This window comes from Variovorax sp. Varisp85, from assembly GCF_047304045.1.
GTDB lineage: Bacteria > Pseudomonadota > Gammaproteobacteria > Burkholderiales > Burkholderiaceae_C > Variovorax.
Genome location: NZ_JBGLYN010000065.1, coordinates 26,479 through 38,741 on the forward strand (window position 1 = coordinate 26,479; position 12,263 = coordinate 38,741).

Annotated in this window: 11 protein-coding genes; 4 read left to right on the forward strand and 7 right to left on the reverse strand. The window is 64.7% G+C overall.

Going from position 1 to position 12,263, the window contains the following annotated elements; genetic code table 11:
• Positions 1–154: 154 nt before the first annotated feature.
• From ACCC97_RS22235 to ACCC97_RS22265, 7 genes are all read right to left on the reverse strand, one after another.
• Positions 155–850, reverse strand: coding sequence for an ABC transporter ATP-binding protein (locus ACCC97_RS22235; protein WP_413335100.1), 696 nt, complete (start codon positions 848–850; stop codon positions 155–157).
• A gap of 1 nt (position 851) precedes the next feature.
• On the reverse strand, positions 852–1,622 hold the full coding sequence (locus tag ACCC97_RS22240) for an ABC transporter ATP-binding protein (protein ID WP_413316118.1): 771 nt from the start codon (positions 1,620–1,622) through the stop codon (positions 852–854).
• The gene (locus tag ACCC97_RS22245) at positions 1,619–2,956 is read right to left on the reverse strand and encodes a branched-chain amino acid ABC transporter permease (RefSeq protein WP_413335102.1); all 1,338 of its coding nucleotides are present in this window, start codon (positions 2,954–2,956) and stop codon (positions 1,619–1,621) included. Before ACCC97_RS22245 ends, ACCC97_RS22240 begins: the two co-directional genes overlap by 4 nt.
• 4 nt (positions 2,957–2,960) lie before the next feature.
• A complete protein-coding gene (locus tag ACCC97_RS22250) occupies positions 2,961–3,914 on the reverse strand; it encodes a branched-chain amino acid ABC transporter permease (protein ID WP_007837793.1) in 954 nt (317 codons plus the stop codon).
• 79 nt (positions 3,915–3,993) lie between these two features.
• Positions 3,994–5,226 (reverse strand): branched-chain amino acid ABC transporter substrate-binding protein, encoded by a 1,233-nt coding sequence (locus ACCC97_RS22255; RefSeq protein WP_007837794.1) that lies wholly within the window; start codon positions 5,224–5,226, stop codon positions 3,994–3,996.
• A 199-nt stretch (positions 5,227–5,425) separates the two neighbouring features.
• Positions 5,426–6,655: a branched-chain amino acid ABC transporter substrate-binding protein gene (locus ACCC97_RS22260; RefSeq protein ID WP_007837795.1), complete on the reverse strand. Its 1,230-nt coding sequence runs from the start codon at positions 6,653–6,655 to the stop codon at positions 5,426–5,428.
• Positions 6,656–6,795: 140 nt separating this feature from the next.
• Entirely contained in the window at positions 6,796–8,439 is a 1,644-nt protein-coding gene (locus ACCC97_RS22265) for a 3-(methylthio)propionyl-CoA ligase (protein ID WP_413335104.1), read from the reverse strand.
• 231 nt (positions 8,440–8,670) lie between these two features.
• On the opposite strand from ACCC97_RS22265, the gene ACCC97_RS22270 reads away from it, so the two are divergent.
• The 4 genes from ACCC97_RS22270 to ACCC97_RS22285 all read left to right on the forward strand — a co-directional run bounded on the left by ACCC97_RS22270 (position 8,671) and on the right by ACCC97_RS22285 (position 12,241).
• The gene (locus ACCC97_RS22270; protein WP_413335110.1) at positions 8,671–9,750 is read left to right on the forward strand and encodes an AraC family transcriptional regulator; all 1,080 of its coding nucleotides are present in this window, start codon (positions 8,671–8,673) and stop codon (positions 9,748–9,750) included.
• 63 nt (positions 9,751–9,813) lie between these two features.
• Positions 9,814–11,295 (forward strand): protein adenylyltransferase SelO, encoded by a 1,482-nt coding sequence (locus ACCC97_RS22275; RefSeq protein WP_413335106.1) that lies wholly within the window; start codon positions 9,814–9,816, stop codon positions 11,293–11,295.
• Positions 11,292–11,702, forward strand: coding sequence for a peptide-methionine (R)-S-oxide reductase MsrB (gene msrB, locus ACCC97_RS22280; RefSeq protein WP_413335108.1), 411 nt, complete (start codon positions 11,292–11,294; stop codon positions 11,700–11,702). Before ACCC97_RS22275 ends, msrB begins: the two co-directional genes overlap by 4 nt.
• Complete coding sequence (locus ACCC97_RS22285; protein ID WP_007837800.1) at positions 11,699–12,241, forward strand: septation protein A; 543 nt, start codon at positions 11,699–11,701, stop codon at positions 12,239–12,241. The genes msrB and ACCC97_RS22285 overlap by 4 nt, the downstream gene beginning before the upstream one ends.
• Positions 12,242–12,263 lie beyond the last annotated feature (22 nt).

Genomic DNA, 12,263 nt, shown 5'->3' on the forward strand with positions numbered 1-12,263 from the left:
CAATGGCACGCAGTCGCTGTAGAGACAAGGCCTTCCATGAGGAGGGCGGGACTTTCCGGAAACACCGCGGAACCGGCTTTGCCGGGCCGCAGGTGTTGCCCCCTGCAAGGGGGTTGGCGCAGCGACACGAAGTGCGCGAAGCCTGGGGGTCTGCCTAAACCTCCAACCACTCCTTGCGAGTGGTCGCGTCGGCGCGCAGGCTGTCCGGCGTGCCGTCGAACACGATGCTGCCGTGGCCCATGACGAGCGCGCGATCGGAGATCTGCATCGCGATGGTGAGCTTCTGCTCGATCAGCAGCACCGAGATGCCCTTGTCCTTCAGCGTGCGCAGGTACTGCCCCACCAGTTCGACGATCTTGGGCGCCAGGCCCTCGGTCGGCTCGTCGATGATGATCAGGTCGGGGTCGCCCATGAGCGTGCGGCACAGCGTGAGCATCTGCTGCTCGCCGCCCGAGAGCACGCCGGCCTCGGTGTGCTGGCGCTCCTTCAGGCGCGGGAACATGCCGTACATGTCGTCGAACGACCAGCGGCTGCCTTTGCCCGAGCCCTTCTGCCCCAGCAGCAGGTTCTGGTGCACCGTGAGCTTGGGGAAGATGTCGCGGTTCTCGGGCACGTAGCCGATGCCGAAGTGCGCGATCTCGTAGGCCTTGCGGCGCAGGATGTCCTGGCCCTTCCACTGCAGGCCGCCCTCGGCGTGCACCAGGCCCATGATGGCCTTGGCGGTGGTCGAGCGGCCCGAGCCGTTGCGGCCCAGCAGCGCGACGATCTCGCCCGGATGCACGTCGAAGGAAACGCCATGCAGCACATGGCTCTTGCCGTAGTAGGCGTGGATGTCTTGAAGCTTCAGCATCTCAGTGTCCCGCTCCCTGTGCGTCGGCGACCGACGATCCGAGATACGCCTCCTGCACCCGCGCGTTGGCGCGAACGGCGGCGGGCGTGTCGAAGGCGATGACCTCGCCATACACCACCACCGCGATCTTGTCGGCCAGCCCGAACACCACGCCCATGTCGTGCTCCACCGTCAGCAGCGTCTTGCCGACGGTCACGTACTTGATGAGCGAGATGAAATGCGAAGTCTCGGTCTTGCTCATGCCGGCCGTGGGTTCGTCCAGCAGGATCACGCTGGCGCCGCCCGCGATGGTCACGCCGATCTCCAGTGCGCGCTGCTCGGCGTAGGTGAGGTTCACCGCGTGTACGTCGCGCTTCTTCTCCAGGCCGATCTGCTTGATGAGCTCCTCGGTGCGCTCATTGGCATCGTCGAGGTTCGAGAGGAAGCGCAGGAAGGTGTACTTGTAGCCCAGGCTCCACAGCACACCGCAGCGCAAGTTCTCGAAGACCGTGAGCTTCGGAAAGATGTTGGTGATCTGGAAGCTGCGCGACAGCCCGAGCCGGTTGATCTCGTAGGGCTGCTTGCCGTCGATGCGCTGGCCGTTGAGCAGCACCTCGCCGCTGGTGGGTGCAAGCCGGCCGCTGATCAGGTTGAACAGCGTGGACTTGCCCGCACCGTTCGGCCCGATGATGGCGATGCGCTCGCCCGCCGTCACGGCCAGGTCGACCCCGCGGATGATGTCGGTCTTGCCGAAGCTCTTGCGCAGGCTCTTGAGTTCGAGTGAATAGGTCATGCCGTCTCCCGCCGCTTGATCTCGGCTTCGATTTCTTCCTGCGCCTGGCCCCAGACCTTCGCGAAGCGCCGGCGGAACACCTCGAACACACCCAGCCCCACCGCCAGCAAGGCCATCGCGACGACCCAGCTCGCGACCGATGAGGTGTCGAGTTGCAGGCCCGCGAACGGCACGATGGGTCCGAGCGCCGCGTTGAGCTGCATGTGATAGATCATCTCGACAATGGCCGCCGCGCCCGCGAGCACGATGGCCGCACCGATGAACAGGCCCACGTACAGCAGGTAGAAGCGCTTGATCTTGCCGAACAGCGCCACGCGCACGTTCATCATGATCAGGCTGGCCACGCCGCCCGGCGCGAACATCACCATCAGCAGGAACACCAGGCCCACGTACAGCAGCCAGGCCTTGCTGAGTTCGGACAGCAGCACCAGCGCGAACACCAGCAGCGCCGCACCGATGATCGGCCCGAAGAAGAAGGTCGCACCGCCGAGGAAGGTGAACAGCAGGTAGCTGCCCGAGCGCAGCCCGTTCAGGCTGTCGGCCGCATTCACGATCTCGAAGTTGATGGCCGCCAGCCCGCCGCCGATGCCCGCGAAGAAGCCCGCGATGATGAAGGCGTAGTAGCGCACGCGCTGCGTGTTGTAGCCGATGAACTCCACGCGCTCGGGGTTGTCGCGCACCGCGTTCAGCATGCGCCCGAGCGGCGTGCCGGTGAAGGCGAACATCAGCCCGGTGCAGATGAAGCAATACACGGCGATCAGGTAGTACACCTGGTTCTGCGGCCCGAAGTTGATGCCGAAGAACGAGGCGCCGTACACGCGGTTGGTGGTGATGCCGCCCTCGCCGCCGAAGAAGCTCGGGAACATCAGCGCCATGGCGGCCACCAGTTCGCCGAGGCCGAGCGTGATCATCGCGAAGGTGGTGCCCGACTTCTTGGTCGACACATAGCCGAACACCATGGCGAAGAACATGCCGCCGAGGCCGCCCACGAGCGGAATGAACACCAGCGGAATCGGCAGCTTGCCGGCGCCGGCCAGGTTCATCGCGTGGATGGCGATGAAGGAGCCCAGGCCCACGTACACGGCATGTCCGAAGCTGAGCATGCCGCCCTGCCCCAGCAGCATGTTGTAGCTCAGGCAGATGATGATGAGATAGCCGATCTGCGACAGCATGGTCAGCGCCAGGCTGCTGGTGAAGATCATCGGCGCCACGATCAGCAGCAGCGCGAAGAATGACCAGATCAGGATGCGGCCGATGTTCAGCGGCTTGAAGCGGTAATACCGGGTCGGCGCCTTGGCTGAAGCGGCTGGTGTGGTTGTCGTTGCGGTGTTCATGGCGTCAGTCCTCCCGCGTTCCGAGGAGGCCCTTGGGCCTGAAGATGAGGATCAGCACCAGGAACAGGTACGGAAGAATGGGCGCCACCTGCGAGATGGTGAGCTTCAGCAGTTCGTAGCCGAAGGTCTGGTCGCTCACTACCACGCCAAAGGCCTGCAGGCCGGTCGCGAGCGACTGGTCCATGGCCACGGCGAAGGTCTGCACGATGCCGATGATCAGCGAGGCCAGGAAGGCTCCCGCCAGCGACCCCATGCCGCCGACCACCACCACCACGAAGATGATGGAGCCGACCGAACCCGCCATGGCCGGCTCGGTGACGTAGGTGTTGCCGCCGACCACGCCCGCGAGGCCCGCCAGCGCGGCACCGCCGCCGAACACCAGCATGAACACGCGCGGCACGTTGTGGCCCAGCGCCTCGACCATGTCGGGGTGCTTCAGCGCCGCCTGGATGACCAGGCCGATGCGCGTGCGCGTGAGCAGCAGCCACACCGACACCAGCATCAGGACCGCCACGAGCATGATGAACGAGCGTGACTTGGGAAACTGCGTGCCGTAGAGCGTGAAGAGCGGCCCCTGCAGCGCCGACGGCAGGCCGTACGGCACCGTGGAGCGGCCCCACACCAGTTGCACCAGTTCGAGGATGAGGTACGAAAGGCCGAAGGTCACCAGCAGCTCGGGCACGTGGCCGAACTTGTGGACCCGGCGCAGGCAGTAGCGCTCGAAGGCCGCACCCAGCGCAAACACCAGCAGCGGCGCAATGAAGAGCGCCGGCCAGAAGCCGACGATGCCCGACAGCGTGTAGGCGAAGTAGGCGCCCAGCATGTAGAAGCTGGCGTGCGCGAAATTGAGCACACCCATCATGCTGAAGATCAGCGTGAGGCCGGAGCTCAGCATGAACAACAGCAAGCCGTAGCTCACGCCATTGAGCAGCGAGATGACGAAGAATTCGACGTTCATCGGTCTTTCGTGTCAGTAAGAAAAGAAAAAGGCCCGAGTGTTGAAGTCGGGCCTCGACCGCTTTGGCGCGTTCCCGTACTCAGGAGGGACGCTTCATCTGGCACGAGGTCGGCGTGCTGGCCACGTAGGCGTCGTAGAACTTCACGGGCGCCAGCGTGTAGCCGGTGTTCTCCGGGCTGTACGGATACTTGGCGCTGGCCTTCTCCCACTTGGCGATGTACAGGCCCTGCTGCGCCTGGTGGTCGGTCTTGCGCAGCTCGATGTCGCCGTTGAAGCTCTTGAACTTCAGCCCTTCCATCGCGGCCGCCACCTTGACGGGGTCGGTCGACTTGGTCTTCACGAAGGCTTCGGTCAGGGCCTGGAACACGGTGTAGATGTCGGAGGTGTAGAGGTCGTCGTTGAACTTCTTCTTGAACTCTTCGGCGTACTTCTGCATGTCGCCGCCCATGTTGTAGTGGGCATAGCTGACCTGATAAACCTTGCCGTCGGACGCGGCACCCATGGCGGTCGGGGTGCCCGTGGTCACGGCGTAGTAGGTGTAGAACTTGACGTTCAGGCCCGAATCGTTGGCCGACTTGATCAACAGGGCGAGGTCGGAGCCCCAGTTGCCGGTGATGACGGTGTCGGCGCCCGAGGCCTTGATCTTGGCGACGTAGGGCGCGAAGTCGCGCACCTGGGCCAACGGGTGCAGGTCGTCGCCGACGATCTGGATGTCGGGGCGCTTGTGCTTCAGGTCTTCCTTGGCGAACTTGGAAACCTGCTGGCCGTGCGCGTAGTTCTGGTTGAGCAGGTAGACCTTCTTGATCTCCGGCTGGTCCTTCATGTAGGTGGTCAGCGCTTCCATCTTCATCGACGTGTCGGCGTCGAAGCGGTACTGCCAGTAGCTGCACTTGCTGTTGGTCAGGTCGGGGTCGACCGCGGCGTAGTTGAGGTACAGCGCTTCCTTGCCGGGATTGCGCGCGTTGTTCTTCTCGAGCGCGTCGATGATGGCCAGTGCGGGGCCGGAACCATTACCCTGCACGATGTAGCGCGCGCCCTGGTCGAGGGCCGAGCGCAGTGCGCTGGTGGTTTCCTGCGGACTGAGCTTGTTGTCGATGCCGATGATCTCGAACTTCACGCCCGCCGCATTCTTCTTGTTGAATTCTTCGGCGAAGAACTGGAAGGTCTTGAGCTGGTTCGTACCGACCGCGGCCATGAGGCCCGACAGCGGGTCGAGCCATGCGATCTTGACGGTTTCACCCTTCTGGGCAAGGGCGCCGGTGGCGGTGGCAGCGATGACGGCTGCGGCGGCGATTTTCAGAGCGAAATTCAATCTATATCTCCTGGTCAAACCGATTCGAAACGCCGCACGAGAGTACAAGCGTTTGCAGCCCCTCCCCTCAGGGAATGCCCGTAAGAGGGGTGCCGCAAAGGCCCGTTTCTATCGCGCATGCGACACCGCGTTTCTCCAAGCTGCTACCCACGGGTAGACATCTGCTACCCGCGGGTAGGAAACGCGCTCGCAAAGACGCTCATGGGCGCTTCATCTGGCAGGTGGTGGGCGTGCTCGCCACGTACGACTCGTAGTACTTCACGGGAACATTCGTGTAGCCGGTGTTCTCCGCGTCGTACGGGTACTTGGCGCTGGCCTTCTCCCAGCGCGCGATGTACAGGCCCTGCTGCAGCTGGTGGTCGGCCTTGCGCATCTCGACCTCGCCGTTGAAGCTCTTGATCTTCATGCCTTCCAGCGCCGCGGCCACCTTGACCGGGTCGGTCGACTTGGTGGCGGCGAAGGCCGCGTCGAGCAACGCGAACACGTGGTAGATCGAGGACTGCGTGAGGTCGTCGTTCATGCGCTTTTTGTAGCCCCCGAGCAGCCTCTGGATCTCCCCGCCCATGTTGTAGTGGGCGTAGGCGACCGTGTAGACCTTGCCGTCCGACGTGGCGCCCATGGCCGTAGGCGTGCCGGCGCCCGGCGCGTAGTAGGTCAGGAACTTGACGTTCAGGCCCGAGTCGTTGGCGGCCTTGATGAGCAGCGACAGGTCGGAGCCCCAGTTGCCGGTGATGACGGTGTCGGCGCCCGAGGCCTTGATCTTGGCGATGTAGGGAGAGAAGTCGCGCACCTGGGCCAGCGGATGCAGGTCGTCGCCGACGATCTGGATGTCGGGGCGCTTGACCTTCAGGTCTTCCTTGGCGAACTTGGACACCTGCACGCCGTGGGCGTAGTTCTGGCCGAGGATGTAGACCTTCTTGATGTCGGGCTGGTCCTTCATCCAGGTGGTGAGCGCCTCCATCTTCATGGATGTGTCGGCGTCGAGCCGGAAGTGCCAGTAGCTGCACTTGCTGTTGGTCAGGTCGGGGTCGACGGCCGCGTAGTTCATGTACAGCAGCTCCTTGCCCGGATTGCGCGCGTTGTTCTTCTCGATGGCGTCAATGATCGCGAGCGCGGGGCCGGAGCCGTTGCCCTGCATGATGTAGCGCGCGCCCTGGTCTTGCGCCGAGCGCAGCGCGGCGGTGGTTTCCTGCGGGCTGAGCTTGTTGTCGAGCGCGATGATCTCGAACTTCACGCCCGACTGGTTCTTCTTGTTGAACTCTTCTGCAAGGAACTGGGTGGTCTTGAGCTGGTTGGTGCCGACCGCCGCCATGAGGCCGGAAAGCGGGTCGAGCCAGGCGATCTTGACGGTCTCGCCCTTTTGAGCGAATGCAGCGGTCAGGCTCACCAACATTGCACAGGCAGCTACTGACTTGATAGCAAATTGCATGAAGAGTCTCCAGTTTGTAAGGCGGAGTGCCAGCCTACAAGCGCCCTTTTTTTCGCCGCACAGGGATTGCCCGCAAGCTTGACCGCCGAGGCGGCATTCCTATCGCCTGCGCGACAGCGCGGCAAGGCTCGCGCGGGTCTTCAAAGGGTCGGCAGCTTGTAGTCCTTGAGCAGTTCGCGCAGCCTGGTCTTCAAAATCTTGCCGGTGGCGCCGATGGGGATGGCTTCGACGAACACCACGTCGTCCGGGATCTGCCACTTGGCGGTCTTGCCCTCATAGAACTTCAGCAGTTCCTCGCGCGTGACCTCGGCATTGGGCTTCTTCACGACCGCGATGATCGGCCGCTCGTCCCACTTGGGATGGAACACGCCGATGCACGCGGCCATGGCCACGGCCGGGTGCGCGACGGCGATGTTCTCGATCTCGATGGAGCTGATCCACTCGCCGCCGGACTTGATCACGTCCTTGCTGCGGTCGGTGATCTGCAGGTAGCCCTCGGCATCGATGGTGGCGACGTCGCCGGTGGGGAACCAGCCGCGATTGCGCGCATCGGGAATGAGCGGGTTGCCGCCCTCGCCCTTGAAGTATTCCTTGACGATCCACGGGCCCTTGACCAGCAGGTCGCCATAGGCCTTGCCGTCCCACGGCAGTTCGTTGCCGTCGCCATCGACGATCTTCATGTCGACGCCAAAAATGGCACGGCCCTGCTTCATGCGGATCTGCAGCTGGGTGTCGGCCGGCAACGACAGGTGCTTGTTCTTGAGGGTGCACAGCGTGCCCAGCGGGCTCATCTCGGTCATGCCCCAGGCGTGCAGCACCTCGACGTCGTAGATGTCCTGGAACGCCTTGATCATGGCCGGCGGGCAGGCCGAGCCGCCGATGACGGTGCGGTTGAGCTTCGAGAACTTCAGGCCATTCGCCTGCATGTGGCCCAGCATCATCTGCCACACGGTGGGCACGCCGGCCGCGAAGGTCACGCCTTCGGATTCGATCAGCTCGTACACCGACTTGCCATCCAGCGCGGGGCCGGGAAACACGATCTTGCAGCCCACCAGTGCGGCCGAATACGGAATGCCCCAGGCGTTGACGTGGAACATCGGCACCACCGGCAGCACCGAGTCGCGCGCCGACAGGCGCATCACGTCTGGCAGGGCCGCGGCATAGGCATGCAGCATGGTCGATCGGTGGCTGTAGAGCGCGGCCTTCGGATTGCCCGTGGTGCCGCTTGTGTAGCACATGCTCGACGCGGAGTTCTCGTCGAAGGTCGGCCATTCGTAGTCATTGGACTGCGCGCCCATCCAGCCCTCGTAGCTCACGAGGTTGGGAATCCCGCTGTCGGCGGGCAGCTTGTCGGCATCACAGAGTGCAATCCATTTCCGGATCGTGGGGCACTTGGCGTGCACCGCCTGCACCAGCGGAAGGAAGCTCAGGTCGAAGCACAGGATCTGGTCTTCGGCATGGTTGGCGATCCACGCGATCTGGTCGGGGTGCAGGCGCGGATTGATGGTGTGCAGCACGCGGCCGCTGCCGCTCACGCCGTAGTACAGCTCCAGGTGGCGGTAGCCGTTCCAGGCCAGCGTGGCGATGCGGTCGCTGAACAGCAGCTGCTCGCCGTCCAGCGCATTGGCCACCTGCCGGGCACGCGATGCAATACCGCCCCACGTCGTGCGGTGGATGTCGCCCTCGACCCGGCGCGAGACGATCTCGCCGTCGCCGTTGTGGCGCTCTGCAAACTCGATCAGCGACGAGATCAAAAGCGGTTGGTCTTGCATCAAACCCAGCATCTACGGACTCCTGAAAGAAATGACTTCATGAACTTGCGGACATCGGATTCACGCAAGCTTCGGCGACTTTCACAATGACACAAACCCGCACTGCGGAATCTGGCCTCGAATTCCTGGCCCGGTGCGCGACCCCGCATACTTCCGGCCGCCGAGCACGCGGAAAATTCTAGGAACCGGCGCCGTTTTCACCCCTATCGCAAGGAAGCCAAACGAATGACTTCAGGAGCCTCCGTGCCGCACCGCCAGCGTGGGCCGCAACGCCGGCCGACCGGCATCCCGCAGCCGGAGCTGCGCACCAGCTCGGCCGCCTGGCTCGAAGGCGTGCTCTCGATGTTCGAGGCCGAGGGGCTGGACGTGCCCTCGCTGCTGCGCGACGCCGGCTTCGATCCCGATTCGCTGCACCGGCAGAACACGCGCATCCCGGTCGACGAGGTCACGGTGATGTGGCAGCTCGCGGTAGCCCGCGCCGGCAAGCCCATGCTAGGCCTGCAACGCGACCTGGCCGCCACGCACAGCAAACTGGGAACGGTGGGCCATGCGATGTCGTGCAGCGCCACGCTCGGGGCGGCGCTCGCGCGGCTGGCGCGCTACATGGCCGTGATTTCGGATGCGACCGGCTTCTCGCTGCATCCCGAGCCGCGCGGCTGCTGGCTGTCAATGGAACACACCGGCGGCAGCCTGCCGATTCCGCGCCAGCGCGTCGAATACGCCCTGCTGACCACGCTGATGCAGTGCCAGTGGCTCACGCGGCGCGAACTGCAGCCGCTGGCGATGGAGTTCGTCTATCCCGCGCCGACCAGCGACCGGCTGCACCGGGAGGCCTTCGGCTGCGAGGTGCGCTTCAATGCAGCGGCCAACCGCCTGCTGCTGTCGAGCGCCGACATGGCAATGCCGCTGCCCACCTACCACGAGACGCTCGGCGAGATGCAGGAGCATCTGCTGGACGAACAACTCGATCTGCTGGGTCAGGCCACCACAAGCAGCCTGGTGTGCGCCGAGATCGCGCGCCGGCTCCAGCACGGCGAGCCGCGCCGGCAGGACGTGGCCTCGGGTCTGGGCCTGGCCGAGCGCACGCTGCAGCGGCGGTTGCAGGAGGAGTCGGTGTCGTTCCAGTCGCTGCTCGACCGCACCCGTCGCGAGCTGGCGCAGCAGTACCTTGCCGACGACCGACATACATTGACCGAAGTAGCCGACAGGCTGGGCTTCGTCGACAGCAGCAACTTTTTTCGCGCCTGCAAGCGCTGGTTCGGCGTGCCGCCAGCGCAATACCGGACGCGCATCTGGAATGGGCCTGCCGCACTCGCGGCCTGAGGGCGCGCGGGCCGCGATGGCCCGTTCGGCAAGGGGTTACGCGCTGTGCCGGACAATCCGGGCATGAGCTTGCTTGCTGAAGACACCGAGGTCGCGGACCTGGGGTTGCGCTGGAAACCCGGTTTCGCCGCCTTGGGCCCGGCATTTTTCACTGAACTGAGGCCGACGCCCCTGCCCGATCCGTACTGGGTGGGCCGCAGCGAAGCCGTAGCACGCGAACTCGGGCTGCCGGCCGGCTGGCATTCGTCGGACGGCACGCTCGCTGCCCTGACCGGCAACCTGCCCGTCGCCGGCAGCCGCCCCTTCGCGACGGTCTACAGCGGCCACCAGTTCGGCGTGTGGGCAGGCCAGCTCGGCGACGGACGTGCGATCACGGTCGGCGAGACCGAAGGCGGGCTCGAAGTGCAGCTGAAGGGCGCGGGCCGCACGCCTTACTCGCGCGGCGGCGACGGCCGCGCGGTGCTGCGCTCCAGCATCCGGGAGTTTCTGTGCAGCGAGGCCATGCACGGCCTCGGCATCCCGACCACCCGCGCGCTGTGCGTGACGGGGTCCGACGCCCGCGTGTACCGCGAGGAGCCGGAAAGCGCGGCCGTCGTGACCCGCGTCGCACCGAGCTTCATCCGCTTCGGCCACTTCGAGCACTTCGCGGCCAACCAGCGCGAAGATGAGTTGCGCGCGCTGGCCGACTACGTCATCGACCGCTACTACCCGGCGTGCCGCACCACCGGGCGCTTCGGCGGCAACGCGTATGCCGCCTTCCTCGAAGCCGTGAGCGAGCGCACCGCCGCCCTGCTCGCCCGATGGCAGGCCGCGGGCTTCTGCCACGGCGTGATGAACACCGACAACATGAGCATCCTCGGGCTCACCATCGACTACGGCCCGTTCCAGTTCCTCGATGGCTTCGACCCGCGCCACATCTGCAACCACAGCGACACCAGCGGGCGCTACGCCTTCAACCAGCAGCCCAACGTGGCTTACTGGAACCTGTTCTGCCTCGCACAGGCGCTGCTGCCGCTGATCGGCGACCAGGAAGTCGCGGTGGCCGCACTGGAGTCGTACAAGACCGTGTTCCCGAACGAGTTCGAGGGCCGCATGCGCGCCAAGCTCGGGCTCGCGAACCCGGCCGAAGGCGACCGCGCGCTGATCGAAGGCGTGCTCAAACTGCTGGCCGCCGGCAAGGTCGACTACACCATCTTCTGGCGCCGGCTCTCGAACCACATGGCCGACGGCAACGTCGAGCCGGTGCGCGACCTGTTCCTGGACCGCGAGGGCTTCGACGCGTGGCTGCTAGCGTTTTCGGAGCGCCATACGACCACTGGACGTACGCAAGCCGCCGATCTGATGCTCAAATCCAACCCCAGGTTCGTGCTGCGCAACCACCTGGGGCAGCAAGCGATCGAAGCAAGTCAGCAAAAAGACCACTCGGGTGTGGCAACCTTGCTGGCTGTGCTCGAGACCCCATTTGAAGAACATCCCGACGCCGACGCACTCGCCGGCTTCCCGCCCGACTGGGCCTCCACGATCGAAATCAGCTGCTCATCATGACCACTCCCGTACAGAAGACCGACGCCGAATGGAAAGCCCTGCTCGCTGAAAAAGGCGCCGAGCCCGCGGCCTTCGAGGTGACGCGCCACGCGGCCACCGAACGCCCCTTCGCCGGCAAGTACGAAGCGCACTGGGACGACGGCACCTACCACTGTGTGTGCTGCGGCGCCAAGCTGTTCGAATCATCGACCAAGTTCGATGCCGGCTGCGGCTGGCCCAGCTTCTCTGAAGAAGCGGTGCCCGGTGCCATCAGGAACATCGTCGACCGATCGCACGGCATGGTGCGCACCGAGAACGTGTGCGCCAATTGCGGCGCCCACCTGGGCCACGTGTTCCCTGACGGCCCGACCGAAACCGGCCTGCGCTATTGCATGAACTCGGCGTCGCTCGACTTCCATAAAAAATGAAACTGCTCCTCGACTTCTTTCCCATCCTCCTGTTCTTCGGCGCCTACAAGCTCGCCGACATCTACACCGCCACCGGCGTGCTCATGGCCGCCACCGTGGTGCAGATGGCCATCATCTATGCCATGGAGCGCAAGCTGCAGGCGATGCAGAAGGCCACGCTGGTGCTGATCCTGCTGTTCGGCACGCTCACGCTGGTGCTGCACGACGACCGCTTCATCAAGTGGAAGCCGACGGTGCTGTACGGCGCGATGGCCATCGCGCTGGCGGTGGCGCTCTGGGCGCTGAAGAAGAACTTCCTCAAGATGCTGCTGGGCTCGCAGCTCGAGCTGCCCGACCGCATCTGGGGCCGGCTCAACGTGGCGTGGATCGGCTATTGCCTGTTCATGGCGCTCATCAACGGCTACGTGGCGGCGTACTTCACGACCGAGGCCTGGGTCAACTTCAAGCTCTGGGGCTATGTGTTCCCGATCGTCTTCCTGGTGGCGCAGGGTCTCTATATTGCGCCGCACATCAAGGGCGACGACAAGCCGACCGCCTGATGCGCACCGCCTCCCTCCCCAC

Bases quoted from the DNA above. Each gene is read 5' to 3' on its own strand.
- ACCC97_RS22235 (WP_413335100.1), bottom strand. From the start codon at position 850: ATGCTGAAGCTTCAAGACATCCACGCCTACTACGGCAAGAGCCATGTG.
- ACCC97_RS22240 (WP_413316118.1), bottom strand. From the start codon at position 1,622: ATGACCTATTCACTCGAACTCAAGAGCCTGCGCAAGAGCTTCGGCAAG.
- ACCC97_RS22245 (WP_413335102.1), bottom strand. From the start codon at position 2,956: ATGAACACCGCAACGACAACCACACCAGCCGCTTCAGCCAAGGCGCCG.
- ACCC97_RS22250 (WP_007837793.1), bottom strand. From the start codon at position 3,914: ATGAACGTCGAATTCTTCGTCATCTCGCTGCTCAATGGCGTGAGCTAC.
- ACCC97_RS22260 (WP_007837795.1), bottom strand. From the start codon at position 6,655: ATGCAATTTGCTATCAAGTCAGTAGCTGCCTGTGCAATGTTGGTGAGC.
- ACCC97_RS22265 (WP_413335104.1), bottom strand. From the start codon at position 8,439: ATGCTGGGTTTGATGCAAGACCAACCGCTTTTGATCTCGTCGCTGATC.
- ACCC97_RS22275 (WP_413335106.1), top strand. From the start codon at position 9,814: ATGAGCTTGCTTGCTGAAGACACCGAGGTCGCGGACCTGGGGTTGCGC.
- msrB (WP_413335108.1), top strand. From the start codon at position 11,292: ATGACCACTCCCGTACAGAAGACCGACGCCGAATGGAAAGCCCTGCTC.
- ACCC97_RS22285 (WP_007837800.1), top strand. From the start codon at position 11,699: ATGAAACTGCTCCTCGACTTCTTTCCCATCCTCCTGTTCTTCGGCGCC.